This is a genomic window from Polaromonas sp. DSP2-3-2b2 (assembly GCF_049895905.1).
Lineage (GTDB): Bacteria > Pseudomonadota > Gammaproteobacteria > Burkholderiales > Burkholderiaceae_C > Polaromonas.
In genome coordinates this window covers 46,118-63,525 of sequence record NZ_JAFCTH010000013.1, presented here as the reverse complement: position 1 = coordinate 63,525, position 17,408 = coordinate 46,118, and the positions used below count along the sequence as shown (strand labels likewise).

The 17,408-nt window shown below is 65.8% G+C and carries 11 protein-coding genes; 5 read left to right on the top strand and 6 right to left on the bottom strand.

The annotated features are described in order from the left end of the window. Both phoB and phoR read left to right on the top strand, forming a co-directional pair. The gene (gene phoB, locus ACP7AD_RS12325) at positions 1-726 is read left to right on the top strand and encodes a phosphate regulon transcriptional regulator PhoB (protein WP_426147738.1); all 726 of its coding nucleotides are present in this window, start codon (positions 1-3) and stop codon (positions 724-726) included. Continuing rightward, positions 723-2,069: a phosphate regulon sensor histidine kinase PhoR gene (gene phoR / locus ACP7AD_RS12320; protein ID WP_426147740.1), complete on the top strand. Its 1,347-nt coding sequence runs from the start codon at positions 723-725 to the stop codon at positions 2,067-2,069. The genes phoB and phoR overlap by 4 nt, the downstream gene beginning before the upstream one ends. Here the strand turns inward: phoR and ACP7AD_RS12315 are convergent. From ACP7AD_RS12315 to trxA, 5 genes are all read right to left on the bottom strand, one after another. Continuing rightward, entirely contained in the window at positions 2,057-3,424 is a 1,368-nt protein-coding gene (locus tag ACP7AD_RS12315) for an MATE family efflux transporter (RefSeq protein ID WP_426147742.1), read from the bottom strand. The two genes, phoR and ACP7AD_RS12315, sit on opposite strands and share 13 nt — an antisense overlap. Beyond that, entirely contained in the window at positions 3,421-5,184 is a 1,764-nt protein-coding gene (locus ACP7AD_RS12310) for a hypothetical protein (RefSeq protein ID WP_426147744.1), read from the bottom strand. The genes ACP7AD_RS12315 and ACP7AD_RS12310 overlap by 4 nt, the downstream gene beginning before the upstream one ends. 130 nt (positions 5,185-5,314) lie before the next feature. Continuing rightward, positions 5,315-5,608, bottom strand: coding sequence for a type B 50S ribosomal protein L31 (locus ACP7AD_RS12305; protein WP_426147746.1), 294 nt, complete (start codon positions 5,606-5,608; stop codon positions 5,315-5,317). A gap of 80 nt (positions 5,609-5,688) precedes the next feature. After that, the gene (rho, locus tag ACP7AD_RS12300; protein ID WP_029524947.1) at positions 5,689-6,951 is read right to left on the bottom strand and encodes a transcription termination factor Rho; all 1,263 of its coding nucleotides are present in this window, start codon (positions 6,949-6,951) and stop codon (positions 5,689-5,691) included. Between the two features lie 275 nt (positions 6,952-7,226). Continuing rightward, entirely contained in the window at positions 7,227-7,559 is a 333-nt protein-coding gene (gene trxA, locus ACP7AD_RS12295) for a thioredoxin TrxA (RefSeq protein ID WP_196864622.1), read from the bottom strand. A 168-nt stretch (positions 7,560-7,727) separates the two neighbouring features. Between trxA and ACP7AD_RS12290 the strand changes: the two genes are divergently transcribed. The 3 genes from ACP7AD_RS12290 (at position 7,728) to ACP7AD_RS12280 (ending at position 15,323) form a co-directional block, all read left to right on the top strand. Next, positions 7,728-10,436, top strand: a complete 2,709-nt coding sequence (locus ACP7AD_RS12290; protein ID WP_426147749.1) for a PD-(D/E)XK nuclease family protein — start codon at positions 7,728-7,730, stop codon at positions 10,434-10,436. Next, positions 10,433-13,705, top strand: coding sequence for a UvrD-helicase domain-containing protein (locus ACP7AD_RS12285; protein ID WP_426147750.1), 3,273 nt, complete (start codon positions 10,433-10,435; stop codon positions 13,703-13,705). The genes ACP7AD_RS12290 and ACP7AD_RS12285 overlap by 4 nt, the downstream gene beginning before the upstream one ends. 220 nt (positions 13,706-13,925) lie before the next feature. Next, entirely contained in the window at positions 13,926-15,323 is a 1,398-nt protein-coding gene (locus ACP7AD_RS12280; protein ID WP_426147752.1) for a TIGR03862 family flavoprotein, read from the top strand. 8 nt (positions 15,324-15,331) lie between these two features. On the opposite strand, the gene ACP7AD_RS12275 is transcribed toward ACP7AD_RS12280, so the two are convergent. Further along, complete coding sequence (locus ACP7AD_RS12275; RefSeq protein ID WP_426147753.1) at positions 15,332-17,395, bottom strand: erythromycin esterase family protein; 2,064 nt, start codon at positions 17,393-17,395, stop codon at positions 15,332-15,334. Between the last annotated feature and the right edge of the window lie 13 nt (positions 17,396-17,408).

The window sequence follows — 17,408 nt, the reverse complement described above, 5'->3', positions numbered from 1 at the left end:
GTGAAGCACCTGCCCCGCGTATTGATCGTCGAGGACGAGCCGGCCATTGCCGAACTGATCCAGGTCAACCTCAAGCATGGTGGCTTCACGCCGGTGCTGGCCTACGACAGCGTGGCCGCCCAGCGCGAGCTGGATACCGAACTGCCCGACGTGATACTGCTCGACTGGATGTTGCCCGGCCAGAGCGGCCTGAGCCTGGCGCGCCACTGGCGCAAGCAAGAGCGCACCAAAGGCATTCCCATCCTGATGCTGACTGCGCGCGGCGACGAGCCCGACAAGGTCGCGGGTCTGGACGCCGGCGCCGACGACTACATCACCAAGCCTTTTTCGACGCAGGAACTGCTGGCCCGCATCCGCGCCGTGTTGCGCCGCCGCGCGCCAGAGTCGCAGGGAGACAGCGTCACCGTGGGCGGTTTGGCGCTTGATGCTGCCACGCACCGCGTTGCCTTGCAGGGCCAGGAACTCAAGCTGGGGCCGACCGAATTCAAGCTGCTGCACTACCTGCTGAGGCACCCGGAGCGGGTCCACAGCCGCGCCAGCCTGCTCGACAAGGTTTGGGGCGACCATGTGTTCATCGAGGAACGTACGGTTGATGTGCATGTCAAGCGCCTGCGTGAAGCCCTTGGGCAGGCCGGCGCGATGGTGGAAACCGTCCGGGGCGCGGGCTACCGGCTGACCGGAATCATGGCGAAAACCCCTGCAGCCAGGGCATCCCTGGAGTCATGATCGGCCGCTGGATCGTTTTAGCCGCCTTCGCTCTGGCGGGCGGTTTCCCGGGCTGGTGGCTTGCGTCCCACGAAGGCTTGGCCTGGGGATTGTTGCTAGGCGCCGTCGGCTGGCAGCTCATGGACAGTTTTTACGCCCGGCGACTCCTGAACTGGCTGCGCTCGGAGCAAAGTAACGAATCGCCGGTGCTGATGGCCGGTTCGCAGCCGCGCCTGCCCGGCGTCTGGGGCGAGGCGGCTGACCGTGTGCGCCGCCTGTTGAAAAACCGCCATGAGCAGTCCCGCGAAAGTCAGGCCAGGCTGGATGAACTTCTGGCAGCCTTGCAGACTTCGCCCAACGGCGTGGTGCTACTCGACGAAGAAGGGCGTATCGAATGGTGTAACCAGACGGCTGCCCAGCATTTTGGTTTCGATGCCAAGCGCGACCTCCAGCAGCACATTGCCAACCTGGTGCGCGATCCGGCCTTCAGCGCCTACCTGACGGCCGCCAGTTTCTCGCATGAAGTGGTGATCCCGGGAAATTTCAGCACAGTCGTGCGGCCAATCAGGTTGTCGGTGCATGCGCATCGCTATGGCAAGGAGAAAAAACTGCTGCTGTCGCGCGACATCACCGCGTTGGAGCAGGCCGAGGCCATGCGGCGTGATTTTGTCGCCAATGTGTCGCATGAAATCCGCACGCCGCTGACCGTGGTGGCCGGTTTCATCGAGACACTGCAAAACCTGCCCCTGAAAAAGCCTGATCGCAACCGCTACCTGGCGCTGATGGCCCAGCAGTCGCAGCGCATACAGAGTCTGGTGGACGATCTGCTGACGCTGTCGCGGCTGGAGGGCAGTCCGCTGCCCGGCACGCAGGAATGGACGGCGACTGCTTCGCTGTTCGCGCAGTGCGAGCAGGAAGCCCGGGCACTGTCCGGCCTGATGTCGCCACAGGGCCATCAACTGCTGTTCGATGCCGGCCCGGCCAGCGACATCTCCGGCATTGGGCGCGAACTCATCAGCGCCTTGTCTAACCTGGTGACGAATGCCGTCCGCTACACCCCCGAGTCCGGCCTGATCCGCGTCACCTGGACGCTGCTGCCTGATGGACGCGGCAGGTTTTGCGTCCGGGATTCAGGGCCGGGCATTGCAGCCGAGCACCTGCCCCGGCTGACCGAACGGTTTTACCGGGTGGACCGCAGCCGCTCACGCGAGACCGGCGGCACCGGCCTGGGCCTGGCCATCGTCAAGCATGTCGCGCAGCGGCACGGGGCCGAACTGAAGATTGAAAGCCATGTGGGGCAGGGTTCGTGCTTTTGCATCATTTTTCCTGCGGCCCGGATACGCCGGCAGCTTCAGCCGGCCTGAAGGCTGGCAGCATAGCCCCGCTGGCTGCGCTTCACCGCATGCAGCAGCAGACCCAACAGCGCGCTGGCCACCAGGCTGATCGCTACGGTGCTGGCCGCCCAGAAGCTGCCTGCGGCCTGCGCGGCCGGGTTCCCGGCAAGACCGACGTAGGCCAGCTGGTAGCCGCCATACAGGCCCAGTCCCCAGAGCAGCACACCATACAGCGCCAGCGGAGCGATCGTGATGCGGTAGCAGCGCAGCAAAAAGGCGCACAGCGCCTGTATGGCGTCGGCGACATGGTAGGCCGCCACCCAAGTCAGCAGTCCGGAGGCCATGGCAACGACGCCAGGGCTTGCCGAATACCAGCCGGCCAGCGTCGGTGATGCTATATAAATAATAGCTGCAAAGGCAAGCGCAACAAGCGTAGAAAGCATAAAACCTATAAAAACAACGTGCCTGGCCAAGTCCGGGCGGCCCGCGCCCAGCCAGAAGGACACGCGGGCGCTGCAGGCTACCGCCATCGACAGCGGCATCATGTACAGCACGGCGGCCACGCTGGCTGCGATCTGGTGGCTGGCTGACGCAACGGTTCCCAGCCGGGCGATGAACAGCGCCATCAGGGTGAACGATGTGACTTCCACCAGGTAGGCCAGACCGCCCGGAAGGCCGAGCCGCAGGAAGGCGGCGAGCTGGCGCCAGTCGGGCCGCTCGATGCGCTGCCAGAACTGAAAGGGCCGGTAGATGTCCTGCGTGCGCAGCATCACCATGGCGAGCGCCAGCAGGACGTAGTTGACGACCAGGGTTGCCCAGGCACAGCCGACGACGCCCATGGCGTCAACGCCGGCACCGCCCGCGACCCACCAGACCGACAGGGGAATCTTGATGGCCAGCGCGGCGATCTGCAGCCAGGTGACCAGGCGCGGCTTGCCCAGGGACTGGTTGAAGGTAGCGTAGAGCTTGAACAGCAGCGAAGGCGCAAAGGCAAAGGCCAGCACGCCGAGGTAGCGCTGAACTTCGTCCTGCATTGGCACAGGCACCTGGGCCCAGCGCAGCAGCGGTCCCGGAAACAGCAGGACTGCCATGCCCGCGATGCTGATGAGGCCGCAAAGGTACAGGCTTTGCCGCAATGACTGGCCAACGGCTGCATGCTTGCGCCCGCCCAGCATTTCAGCCCAGATGGGAAGCAGCGCCTGTACAACGCCCATCAAGCCGACATACACGCTGATGTACAGCGCCGAGCCGACCGACAGCGCGGCCAGCGCCGCCTCGCTGTGGCGCCCGGCAATCACCGTGTCGGCAACGCCGAAGGCCATTACCGCCAGCTGGCCAACCAAAATGGTGCCCGCGTGGCGGCTGATGAGCCGCAGTTCGCTCATGGGCGGCGCGGGGCGTCCGCCAGTCCGGGCGCCGCGCCGAGGCTGACCCGCTTGTACACCAGCATGTTTTCCGTCTTGTCGGTCGGTTTGCGCACCGTGGCCTGGAAAGCCCAGTCGGGCAGGTTGACCGCGCTGCCCAGGCGCGCCTGGGCCGTGACATCGACCACCAGGTAAGGGCAGCTTGCCCGCAGCGTTGCCTGGCGCAGCTCAAGCTGGCCGTGGTACTGCAAGGCCGCTGCCTGGGCGCTGTTGACGCCAAAGATTTCAACGCAGCTTTTCTTGTCAACCAGGCTGGCCACTTGGCGCGAAAGCGGCCCCAGGCTGCGAGCATAGTCCAGCAAAGGCATCCAGAGCGTCATCAGCAGCAGCCAGCACAGGGTGGCGCCACCGGCAGGCAGCACCAGCGATTTCCAGACGGCGGCCCGGTTCGCGCCGGTGCGCCAGCGCACCAGCCAGGCCCAGGCCAGCGTGGCGGCCACCGCTGCTGTAAAGGCAATCAGCGAAAAACTGGGCTCGAACCCCGGCGCCAGCTTGGCGACATTGGCTGCCGGTTGCCGGGGAACGCCGGTTTGCATGGCAATCCAGATCACCCAGATGGCAATGGCGCAGGTGGTGAAAAACAGCAGCGTGAACCAGTCGATCAGCGATGCCACGCTGCGCTTGAGCGTGGGAAGGGCAAAGGCGGCCAGCGCTGCCAATGGCGGCAGGCTCAGCAGCAGGCTGCGGTCAGATGCATTGGTGGTGAGTGCCGACACCACGGCCATGCCGGCAAACCACATCGGTAACGCCACATGGCGACTGGAGAGTTGCCGGCGCCAGCGCCACAGCGTCCACAGCGCCAGCGGCCAGGCCGGCCAGGTGAACCACAGCAGCAGGCGCCCCAGGCTTTTCCAGTCGGTCCAGGCCGGCTGGCCGCCGGTGCCGGGCAGCTCGATCCGCCAGCGCCACAAATCCAGCCCTGAGCTCAACAGCGCGACGGCCAGCGTGGTGCTGGCAATCAGCAGCACCCAGTGCCAGGACTGCTTGCGGCTTGCGGCGTTTGAACCCGATGAAAGGTTGCGCGTGTGCGACCATTCCACCAGCGTGCCGCCCACGCCGAGCAGCATCGCCAGCGTCGGCGCGCCGCTCAAGGCCAGGCCGGCCAGACCAACCAGCAGGCCCAGCGCCGGACCTGCAATCCGCGTGGCACGGCGGTAAGGGCTGGATGCCATGGCATAGAACGTCAGCGACGTAAAACCCAGTTGCGCCAGGGCCGGCGTGGTTTCATGCGAGAACTGCGCCAGGCCCAGGCTGGCAATCAGCGCCAGCACGCCGCCATCGGCAATCGCCCGGGCGTAGTCCACCGGGTTGGCCTCGCCGCCAAAGGCAAACGCCACCGGTTGGGCTTGCGGGCTTCGGGCCAGGTAATACACCGCGTACCAGCTGGCCAGCAGTGTCAGCGCCAGCAGCACCATGTAGGGAATGCGCACCGCCATGGCGGGATCGAGAAAGGGCAGCAGCTTGATGGCAAACGCACCCAGCCAGTAGGGCAGCAAGGCATCGAAGCCGGTGACCTGGCCGAGCAGCTGCGGTTGCAGCCAGTTGGCTGCGGAGGAGGTGAGTTCGCGCATCACGCCAAAGGCCGCGATGTCCTCGTTTTTCCATGGGCTGCGCCCGAGGAAGCCCGGCAGGATGTAGGCCGCGCAAAACAGCAGCAGCGCCCGGCGCGGCAGGCGCCGCACGGCAGACTGGGCAATGATGGCAGGGGAGGGTTTGTTCAAAACAGCTTGATGATGGACGATGGCCGAATGGGCCGGATGCGATACGCCGGAAGCAGGAAATTTAGCCGAAAAAAAAAGCAGCCTGAATTTCAGGCTGCTTTTCGTGCTGGCGGGCAGAAGCTTGTGCAGCTTACTCGGCAGCGACCGGTGCAGCCTCGGGAGTTGCTTCCTTGGCGGTGGTCTTGCCAAAGCGGTTGCGAAAGCGCTCAACGCGGCCACCCATGTTGTCCACGGATTTTTGCGTGCCGGTGTAGAACGGATGCGATTCGCTCGACGTATCGAGCTTGTACAGCGGCAGTTCGCGGCCGTCTTCCATCTTCACCATTTCTTTGGTGTTCACGCACGAGCGGGTCACGAACTTGAAGTTGTTGGACAAGTCCATGAAACAAACTTCGCGGTAGTTGGGGTGAATTCCTGCTTTCATGATTTTTCCTTTTTCATCGTTTTGGTAGCCACCCGAAACCGTTCCGGGCACTTTCCATGAAGCCAGCGATTATCGCATTTTTAGCCGCCCCGGCGCATCATGTCGAAGAACTCGTGGTTGTTCTTAGTGGCCTTCATGTTCTTCAGCATGAGCTCCATCGATTCGATTTCGTCCATGTTGTACATGAACTGGCGCAGGATGCGCGATTTCTGCAGGATTTCAGGCGCGAGCAGCAGTTCTTCCTTGCGGGTTCCGCTGCGGTTGAGGTTGATCGCCGGGAACACGCGCTTTTCATACAGCCGGCGGTCCAGGTGGATTTCGCAGTTGCCGGTGCCCTTGAATTCCTCGAAGATCACTTCGTCCATGCGGCTGCCGGTGTCGATCAACGCAGTGCCGATGATGGTCAGGCTGCCGCCTTCCTCGATCTTGCGGGCGGCGCCGAAGAAGCGCTTGGGCCGCTGCAATGCGTTGGCATCGACGCCGCCGCTCAGCACCTTGCCCGATGAGGGCAATACATTGTTATAAGCGCGTGCCAGGCGGGTGATCGAGTCCAGCAAAATTACCACGTCCTTGCCGAGTTCGACCAGGCGCTTGGCGCGCTCGATCACCATTTCGGCCACGTGCACGTGGCGTGCGGCGGGTTCGTCAAAGGTCGATGAAATGACTTCGGCGCGCACGCTGCGCTGCATCTCGGTCACTTCTTCGGGCCGCTCATCGACCAGCAGCACCATCATGACCACTTCGGGGTAGTTGGCAACGATGGCGTGGGCGATATTTTGCATCATCACCGTCTTGCCGGACTTCGGCGGCGCCACCAGCAGGGCGCGCTGGCCCTTGCCGATGGGCGCGATGATGTCGATGATCCGGCTGGTGAGGTTTTCCTCGGCCTTGATGTCGCGCTCTAACTTGAACTGCTCGCGCGGGAACAGCGGCGTCAGGTTCTCGAACATCACCTTGTGCTTGTTGTCTTCCGGCGGGCCGTCGTTGATCTTGTCGAGCTTGTTCAGCGCAAAGTAGCGCTCGCCGTCCTTGGGCGTGCGGACTTCGCCTTCGATCATGTCGCCGGTGTGCAGGTTGAAGCGGCGGATCTGGCTGGGGCTGATGTAGATATCGTCAGTGCTGGCGGTGTAGCTTGAATCGGGCGCGCGCAGAAAGCCGAAACCGTCGGGTAGCACTTCCAGCACGCCATCGGCCACGATGGTTTCACCTGTCTTGGCGCGCTTTTTGATGATGGCGAACATCAATTCCTGCTTGCGCATGCGGCCGACGTTTTCGATCTCAAGGGCTTCGGCCTGCTTGAGGACTTCAGACACGTGCAGCGCCTTGAGTTCGTTTAAGTGCATGGGATGACTCCTCGCGGAGTTGATTTAGAAAAAACGGGGGGAGGTTTGAAAAGAAGCCGCTTCTTGAAAAGAAGGCTAACAAACCGGAAACTCGAACCCGCTGGCAGCAACCGTCGGGTGAATAAGACTAATTATGACAGGAAATTAACGCGTTGACGCTGGGGTTTGCCAGGGGCGTCAGCAGGGAAAGGACGTTGGGGAGGGTAAAAAAAGGAGAGGATAAATAAAAACAGCCGGAACAAGCCGCCAGGGCTTTTTCCGGCTGCGTGAACGATTCAAGCCAGTTGCTGGTCGATGAAGGCGGTTAGTTGCGACTTGCTCAGCGCGCCAACCTTGGTGGCGGCCAGTTCGCCGTCCTTGAAGATCATCAGCGTCGGGATGCCGCGAATGCCGAACTTGGCGGGGATTTCGCGGTTCTCATCCACGTTCATTTTGGCAATCTTAAGCTTGCCTTCGTAACCCGTGGCCACATCGTCAAGGATCGGCGCAATCATCTTGCAGGGGCCGCACCATTCGGCCCAGTAATCGACCAGCACGGGGGTGGTGGACTTGAGCACGTCGGCGTCAAAGGTGGCATCGGTGGTATGTTTGATTAGTTCATTGGCCATGACGGCTCCTTGGGTCTGGTTACGATAAGAAAGTGTGAGAAACGTTGCGTTTATTGTGGCAGAAACAAGGGCCACGGGCGCTGGCGGGCCGCTATTGCGCCGATAGATGGCCGCTCCGGAGCACTGGCTGCTGTTTTGTTGATTGAAAAAAACCTCGTTTTTCCCTCCATGACCATTTCTTCTTCTCTTTTCGCCCGCTGCTGGCAGCAAGCCATGCAGCGGCTGGCCGAGACCATTGCATCGCGCGGTCTTCATCCTTCCGAGGTGGTCGTGCTGCTGCCTTACGCCCAGTTGATCCAGCAGGCGCGCCAGACCTGGGCTGAAAATGCCGGCGGCACTTTTTTCGTGCCGCGTTTTGAAACCACCATGAACTGGGCCAGCGGCCTGGGCGGCACGCTGGGCATGTTCACGCCCTCGGGCGTCGATCTGCGAATGGACGTTTCGGTGGACATGCTGACCGCCGCCGCGCTGCTTGGCCAAGCTGGTCTGACAGCCCAGCAGGATGCGCTGGCTGGCCGGCTTGTCGAGGCCGCCTGGAGCCTCGCCCGCGTGGCCGCCGCCGTGCTGCCCGCTGAACGCCAGGCCTGGAGCGAGTCGGTGGCCGAGGCGCTGGGCGTCGGCCTGGACTCGCCGGTGCTGGCGCTCGAAGCGGCCGTTGGGCGCATCGCGCTGGCCTGGGTCGCGGCCTCGGGCTACGCGTCGGACCGATTGTTCCGGGCCGAGCCGGCGCTGCTGGTGGTGGTCGAGGGTTTCCAGGCCGAGCCGGTGACCGAGGCGCTGAGGCTGCATCTGGGCGCGCGGGCGCTGTCGATTGCGCTGTGCCTTCCCGAGGACGAGCCTGATGCCTCCGGCGCGCCGCTGCCGGCGTTGCATGCCGCGCTTGACGCCGAAGACGAGGCCGGCCGCGCCACCGCCTGCGTGCTGGCGCACCTGGCGCAAGGCCGCAGCCCGGTGGCGCTGATCGCGCAGGACCGCCAGCTGACCCGGCGCGTGGCCGCGATGCTGGCCGAGCGCGGCATTCCCATGCGCGATGAAACCGGCTGGAAGCTGTCCACCTCGCGCGCGGCGGCCAGCCTGATGAGCCTGCTGCACGCCTTGCCCTGGGATGCGTCCACCGACGCCGTGCTTGACTGGCTGAAACATTCGCCGGCCTTTGCCGCCGCCAGCGTCACGAAAGCTGAAGCCGAGCTGCGCAAGTTCGGCATGCGGGCGTGGCGCGACCTGCCGGCGGCGCCGCTGGAGTCGCTGGCCGCCGCCCAGCCGCTGGCGCTGCAGGTAAACCGGCTGCGTGATAGTCTGGTTCGCCCGCGCCTGCTGGCCGCCTGGCTGCGCGACCTGCGCGCCGCCCTCCAATCGGCCGGCCAATGGGAAGGGCTTGCGCGCGACGAGGCCGGCCAGCGGGTGCTGGAGACGCTTCGCCTGCACGAAGGCGCCGACAGCGAGTTTGCCGATGCCCCGGTCATGAAGCTCAGGGAATTCACCAGCTGGGTCAATCAGGCGCTGGAAGCGCAAACGTTTTCTCCCGAGCATCCGACGGACGAACTGGTCGTGATCCTGCCGCTGGCGCAGTTGCTGGGCCGGGCCATGCAGGCCGTCGTGCTGCCCGGCTGCGACGAGATCCGCCTGCCGGTGTCGCCCGACCCGCCAGGCCAGTGGACGCCCAGCCAGCGCGAGCTGCTCGGCCTGCCATCGCGCGAGGCGCTGGCCCGGGTGTCGCGGCGTGCCTGGGCTTATGCCTTGCAGCTGCTGCATGTGGACCTGCTGTGGCGCCGCAGCGAAGCCGGCGAGCACCTGATGCCCAGTGGTTTCGTGCAGGAACTGCTGCTGGGCCGCAACCTTCCATCGGACCTGGCCACCGACCCGCGCAGCCTGCGCGCCGTGGCCGCCTGCCCGACGCCCCGGCCGCAGCCCAGCGGCGAGGCGCTGCCGGTCACGCGGCTGTCGGCCAGCAGCTATGGCGACCTGCGCGCCTGCCCCTACCGTTTTTTTGCGCTGCGCCAGCTCGGCCTGAGTGAATCGGACGAGCTGGAAAGCGAACTCGGCAAGCGCGATTTTGGCAACTGGCTGCACAGCCTGCTCTGCACCTTCCATGAAGCATTGAAAGAGGCTCCTGCGCAGGACCAGCCTACACGGATAGCTATGATTAATGTAGCGGCTGAGCAAGCCACGAAAAAGCTCGGCCTGAGCAGCAGCGAATTCTTGCCGTTCGCCGCCGCCTGGGGGCCGGTGCGCGACGGCTACCTGGCCTGGCTGGCCGCGCACGAGGCCGCCGGCGCCCGCTTCGACAGCGCCGAGCAGTGGCGTGAAATGCCGCTGGGCGAGCTGACGCTGATCGGCCAGATCGACCGCATCGACCGGCAGCCGGGCGGCGAACTGCTGCTGATCGACTACAAGACCGAGCCGCGCGCCACCACCGCCGAACGCGTCAAAAACGGTCTGGAGGACACCCAGCTGGCCTTTTATGCGGCCCTGAGCGCCGACGACACGCTGGCGGCGGCTTATGTCAACCTGGGCGAAAAGGAGCCGACCCGCACCTACGACCAGCCCGACATCGTGGAACTTCGCGATGCGCTGATCGACGGCATCTTGCTGGACATGCAACGCATCGCGCAGGGTGCCGCGCTGCCCGCGCTGGGCGAAGGCAAGGGCTGCGCCTATTGCGCGGCGCGCGGCTTGTGCCGCAAAGACTTCTGGAGTGAGGGTGAAGCCCCCACGCTCCCCACTGCGTGTGGTTCGCTGCCCCCCGAGGGGGCCGCCCCGCCTGCGGCCTGGCGAAGCCAGTTCCACGACGGGAACTTGCACGGACACGGCGCCGACACGCAGCATCCGTTGGCCCCCACGTCCACCGCGCGACAAAACGATGGAGCTGCCCTGTGACCGCCGCTTACGAATGCAACGGCCAGCCGGTTTCCGCCGACGCCTTCTACGCCATCGCCTGCGATCCGCGCCGCAGTGTGGCGGTCGAGGCCTGCGCCGGTGCGGGCAAGACCTGGATGCTGGTCTCGCGCATCGTGCGGGCGCTGCTGGACGGCGCCAATGCACCGGACCATGCCGATGGCAGTCCGCGTGAAGCGGTGCGGCCGCATGAAATCCTCGCCATCACCTTCACCAAGAAGGCGGCCGGCGAAATGCGCGAGCGGCTTGACGAATGGCTCAAAAAGTTCACCCATGCCGACGATGAAACCCTGCGCCAGGAACTCATCATGCGCGGCGTTTCAAGCCAAAAGAGCCTGCAGGCCAATGCCGACATGCGCCGGCAGCTATCAAATTTATACCGTTCCATGCTGGCTGGCGGCCGCTCGGTGCAGATACGCACCTTTCATGGCTGGTTTGCCGCCTTGCTGCGCAGCGCGCCGGTGGCGGTGCTGCACCGCCTTAGCATGCCGGTGAACTACCAGCTGCTGGAAGACGATGCGCCGGCCCGGGCGCTGGTGTGGCGGCGCTTTTATGCGGCGCTGGCCGGCGAGCCGGCGCTGCAGGCCGACTTTGAGGCGCTGGTGCTGGACCACGGCCGCTTCCAGGCCGACAAGGCGCTGAAGGCCGCACTCGACAAGCGGACCGAGTTTGTGCTGGCCGATGAAAAAGGTGTGGTCGATGCGTCGGTTCAGCCCTTCGCGCTGCAGTTTCCGGAGTTCGCCGGACTGGCCGCGCCGCAGGACTGCCTGGCGCCTGCCGGCGCTGGCCACGCCTTGCTGGTCCAGGCCGCCACGGTGCTGGGCCGCGCCAGTGCGCCGTCGTTTTCAGCCAAGGGCGCCGAACTGGAGCAGGCCTTGCACGACCAGGACCTGCCCGGCATTTTTTGCGCGCTGCTGACCGACAAGGGAACGCCGCGCAAGTTCGGCGAAAAAATCATTGGCATCGACACCGTACGCCAGGCGCAGGACTTGGTGCTGCGCGTGCAGGCGGCCTGCCAGCAGCATGAAGCCTGGTTGCACCAGCAGCGCATGGCGCGCCTGAGCCGGCTGCTGATCGCGCAATACACCCAGCTCAAGCGCGAGCATGGCTGGGTGGACATGAACGATGTCGAGCGCGCCGCGCTGGTCCTGCTCAGCGACCCGGTGCTGGCCGGCTGGGTGCAGGAACGGCTGGACGCGCGCATCAAGCACCTGATGATCGACGAGTTCCAGGACACCAATCCGCTGCAGTGGCAGGCGCTCTCAAGCTGGCTCAGCGGCTATGGCGGCGCGGGCGCGGCGCCCAGCGTGTTCCTGGTCGGCGACCCCAAGCAGAGCATCTACCGCTTTCGCCGCGCCGAGCCGCAGGTGTTTCGCGCCGCTCAAGCTTTTGTTGTTGAGGGGCTGGGCGGCGATTTGCTCAGCTGCGACCACACCCGGCGCAATGCGCTGGCGGTCATTGGCACGGTGAACGCCGTCATGGGCCATGCCCGCGAGGTCGATGGCTACGACGGCTTTCGCGACCACAGCACCGACTCAAGCAAGGCCGGCGCCACCGGCTGCCTGCCGGCGATTCCCCGGCTGAAGGCCGATGCCGACGCGCAGGCATCGCCGGAATCAAGCTGGCGCGACAGCTTGACCACGCCGCGTGAGCTGCCCGAGGAAACGCTGCGAACGCTCGAAGCCCGCCAAGCCGCCGCCTGGATTTCGCAACAGATCGCCGGCGGCTTGAAGCCGTCAAGCGTGATGGTGCTGTCGCGCAAGCGGGCCGGCCTGCTGCCGGTGCAGGAAGCCTTGCGCTCGCTGCACATCCCGGCGCAGATCGGCGAGAAAACCGACCTGATCGACTGCTGCGAAGTGCTCGACATGGTGGCGCTGCTCGACGTGCTGGTGTCGCCGCACAACGACCTGTCGCTGGCGCGTGCCCTGCGCTCGCCGCTGTTTGGCCTGGCGGACGCCAGCCTGGTGCAGATCGCGCTGCTGCAACGCGAGCACAAGCTGCCGTGGCACGACCTGCTACAAAAAACAGAGCTGCTGGCGCCCGAGCTGCAAGGGCTGGCGGCCATATTGAACCGATGGAAAGGCTGGCTGGACAGCTTGCCGCCGCACGATGCGCTCCAAAGCATCTACGACGATGGGGATGTGCTGGCGCGTTTTGCGGCTGCGGCGCCCGCCACTCGGCGCCTGGCGGTGCTCGCCAACCTGCGCGCACTGCTCGGCGTGGCGCTGGGGCGCGATGGCGGACGCTATGCCACGCCCTACGGCCTGGTGCGCGCGCTCAAGGCCGGCGGCCTGCTGGCGCCGGCGGCGGCCAACGACGAGGCGGTCCGGCTGCTGACCATCCACGGCGCCAAGGGCCTGGAAGCCGAAGCGGTGCTGTTGCTCGACACCGACACGGTGGAGCGCAATGCCGACAGCATGGGTGTGCTGATCGACTGGCCCGGCGAAGCCACCGAGCCGCGCAAGCTGGTGTTCCTGGTCAGCGAAGGCAAGCCGCCGGCCTGCGCGCAGGAAGCGCTGGCCACCGAGCAGGCGGCCCGCAAGCGCGAGGAACTCAATGCCCTGTATGTCGCCATGACGCGCGCCCGGCATACGTTGGCGATTTCGTCGATCGAGCCGCACCGCACCACCACCGACAGCTGGTGGCAGCGCATGCAGGGCTTGCTGCCGCCGCTGGCCGCGCCGAGCCCCAACGGCGTGCCGGCCAACAGTCCGGATGCGCCCGGCGTGTTTTATCTGGCCGAGTTTGCGGCGCTGCCCGACACCCGGCCGCCCAAACCCGCAGCAGAAACACCGGCGGACGAAGACCCGGCCAATGCCCGCATCGGCAAAGCCATGCACCGCCTGCTCGAATGGGGCGGGCCGTCGTCGGCCGAGCATGCCGGCGCGGTGGCGCGCGAATTCCGGCTCAGTCCGGCGCAGGCAGCCGAGGCGTCCGTGCTGGCGCAACGCATCATCCAGGGCGACGGTGCCTGGGCCTGGCAAGAAGATCTGCTGGCCTGGCAGGGCAACGAAGTGGACCTGGTGTTCCAGGGCCAGGCCTTGCGGCTCGACCGGCTGGTCAGGCGCAAGGACGCAGGCCATGAAGGCCAGTGGTGGGTGCTCGACTACAAGTCGGCCCCCGAACCCGAACTGCAGCCCGAGCTGATCGTGAAGATGCGGATCTACCGAGCCGCCGTGCAGCGAATCTATCCGGGCGCCACGGTGAAAGCGGCCTTCCTGACAGGGCTGGGTACGGTAGTGGAATCGTGAGTCAGATGCGATGCATTCCCGCACGCGGCGTTTTGGCCATCATTGTTTTCTGGACGATGGCCCATGCTTGATTTACAAGCTAAATGACCTCTTTGCGCACTATGGACGGCCACCTACAGCTATTAAAAACAGAGCTGATAGGATGCGCCGGGTAGCTTGCCCCTGATGGCCACCCCTTTTTTGACCTCGAAATGCACCTTCGTGCGGACGGATTTTTCCTGTGAACACCATCGACTCTCTTGCCAGCCCTACCCTGAACCCGGCCCGGCCGCTGCGCGTTGCCGTCATTGGCGGCGGTCCCTCCGGCCTGATGGCGGCCGAAGCGCTGGCCAGCGCCGGCCCTGCGGTTTCGGTGCAGGTGTTTGACGCCATGCCCTCGGTCGGCCGCAAGTTCCTGCTGGCCGGCAAGGGCGGGCTGAACTTGACGCATTCCGAGCCAGCGGAGATTTTCCTCAAGCGCTACGGCGAGCACAGCGGGCCGCTGCAGACGCTGATGGCCGACTTCGGCCCGGCCGAACTGCGCGCCTGGGCCGAAGCACTGGGCGTGGAAACCTTTGTCGGCAGTTCGGGGCTGGTGTTTCCCACGGACATGAAGGCCGCGCCGCTGCTGCGCGCCTGGCTGCACCGCCTGCGCCAATCAGGCGTGGGGTTTTCCATGCGGCACCGCTGGCTGGGCTGGGCCGAGGACGGCGCGCTGAAATTTTCAACGCCCGCCGGCGAGGTGCTGGCCCGGTTTGACGCCGTGGTGCTGGCGCTGGGCGGCGGCAGCTGGAAACGCCTGGGCTCCGACGGCACGTGGGTGCCGCTGTTGCAAGAGCGCGGCGTGGCGGTGGCGCCGCTGCAGCCGTCGAACTGCGGCTTTGATGTGGCGGCCCGGCCCGCGCTGGACGCCGCCGGCCACGGCGAGACCCGGCGCGATTTCTTCCGCGAACTGGTCGGCCAAGCGCCGCAGCCCCAGCCGGGCTGGAGCGAACACTTTGCCAGCCGCTTTGCCGGCCAGCCCTTCAAGTCGGTGGCGATCCGTTTCACCGATTCGCAAGGCCGCGCTTTCAGCCGCAAGGGCGAATTCGTCGCCACGGCGACCGGCGTCGAAGGCAGCCTGATTTATGCAGCGTCCAGCCTGCTGAGGGACGAGATCGCGGCCCAGGGCAGCGCGACCTTGCTGCTCGACCTGCTGCCCGACAAGACGCCCGAACAGGTGCTGGTCGAAGTGCGCCATCCGCGCGGCTCGCGTTCGCTGTCAAGCCATCTGAAAAGCCGCCTGAACCTGGACGGCATCAAGGCCGGCATGCTCTACGAACTGCTGGGCAAGGAAGCGATGGCCGACCCGGTGAAGCTGGCCGCCGGCATCAAGGCGCTGCCGCTGCGGCTGGTGGCGGTCCGGCCCATCGACGAAGCCATCAGCAGCGCCGGCGGCGTCCGGTTCGAGGCTCTGGATGCGAACCTGCGCATCACCGCACCGGCCGACCTCAGGCCGCCGGTGTTTTGCGCCGGGGAAATGCTCGACTGGGAAGCGCCCACCGGCGGCTACCTGCTGACGTCCTGCTTCGCCACCGGCCGCGCGGCCGGGCAGGGCGTGTTGAAGCACTTCGGGCAAGCGCTGCCGACCGTCGCCTGAGCGGCTTGCTAGATGCCCGACGGGAAGGTCTCGGGCGCTTCGCCAGCGCTCCAGACCGGGCCTTTGTCCAGCGGCTCCAGCGCGCTGGTTTCGTCGATGTGGATCATGGCGTCGAACTGGCTGGCCAGGCGGGTGTGGAAATAGTGGCTCTGGCGCTCGGTTTCGGGCCGGTAGATGACGCCGATGGCGCGCTGCAGCCGCAGCGGCTCGGCCAGCTGGCGCAGCGCGGCATGGTCGCGCAGGGCGAGGAAAAAGCGTTTCGTGCCGGTCTGGTGGAACACGTCTTCCCAGCTGCCGTGCAGGCCGTCACGCACCCGCTTGCGCTGCGGCGGCTTGTCCCAATCCGACGCTGCCGTCACCCAGCCATGGTGGGTGCTGAAACCGACGCGCACGGCGTCCGCGCCATAGCGGTCGCGCATCAGCTGGCCGACGTTCCATTCGCCCCGGTCGCTCATCTCGGTGGCGCCGGCGTCGCCCAGGTGCGAGTTGTGCGCCCACACGGCGATGCGCGGCGGCGTGCCGGCGGCGCCCAGGTGCCGGTCCAGCGCCTGCAGCGTCTCGACCATGTGGCTGTCGCGCAGGTTCCAGGACGACACCCTGGCGCGGAACATGGTGCGGTAGTACTCCTCGGCGTTGCGCACCAGGCGGGCGTTTTGCTGGGCATGGAAGGCCTCGTCGTGCTTCAGCCCGGGCGTGTGCGGCAGTTCGGCCGCGCACCGGGTCATATCGCGCAGCTGCTGCACCACCGCATCCTCGCAACTCGGCGCCATGCCAAAGCTGGCAGCGTAGCCATAGGCGTTGCTGTCCCCGCCCGCATGGTCAAAGCAGCTGTAGCGGTCGCGGGCGCGCTGCGCGACCTCGGGATCGACCCGGTCCAGGTAGGCCAGCACTTCCTGTATCGATGAAAACAGGCTGTACAGGTCGATGCCGTAAAACCCGGCCTGGGTGTCAGGACTGCGGCCGGTGTTGAAGTCGCGCAGCCATTCGACAAAGTCGCGCACCTCGGTGTTGCGCCACATCCAGGCCGGAAAGCGTTTGAATCCCGATAGCGCCGATTCCGCATCGGCGTCGCTGCCCAGGCCGCGCACATAGCGGTTCACGCGCCAGGCGTCGGGCCAGTCGGCTTCAACGGCAATCGCGGTGAAGCCTTTCTCGGTGATCAGCCGGCGCGTGATGGCGATGCGCTCGCGGTAGAACTCCTGCGTGCCGTGGGACGCTTCGCCGAGCAGGGCAAAGCGCGCCGGGCCGATCAGTTCGAGCAGCGCGTCGTAGTCGTTTTCATCTCCGTCCAGCGGCTGCAAATGCTGCTGCAGGCTATGGATCAGGGCGTTGGCGGGTTGAGGAGGGCCTGCCTGCGGCTCGGGCGACGGGTTTTGTTGCCAGGCTTTTTCCCGGACCAGGTTGGCCTTCAGCGCCTCTTCATGCGTGCGGCGGGCTTCATCGAGCAAGCTGATGACCTCTTCATCGCTGGTCTGCCCAAAGGTTTTGTACCAGAGCCCGACGGCGCGAAACGGATGCGGCATGGCGACGCAAACCACCTCGTCGGCATCTTCGCGCAGCGCCTGGCAGCTGTCCTGCGCGCCGACCGGCACGGCCACCACCAGCCGGGCAGGGCGCTGCTGCCGGATGGCCAGCACGGCCGCGCGCATGCTGGCGCCGGTGGCCAGGCCATCATCGACCACGATGACCGTGCGGCCTTCCAGGCTGATCGGCGGGCGCTGGCCCCGGTAAAGCTGCTCGCGCCGCACCAGCTCATCCTGCTCGCGGGCCACGACCTCGGCGATTGCTGAGGGCGCGACGTCCAGGCCAGGCAAGGGCGACATGACGCGAACGCCGCCGCTGGCGATCGCGCCCATGGCGTATTCCTCGTGGCCGGGAAGGCCCAGCTTGCGCACCACGAAAATGTCCAGCGGCGCCTGCAGCGCGCGCGCCACTTCAAAGGCCACCGGAACGCCGCCGCGCGGCAGGCCGAGCACGAGCAGGTTGGCCTGGCCGGCGTAGTGGGCCAGCTGGTCCGCCAGCACCCTTCCGGCATGGCGGCGATCATTTAGCGGCAAGGTGATTTCATGCATGGTGAATTCCTTC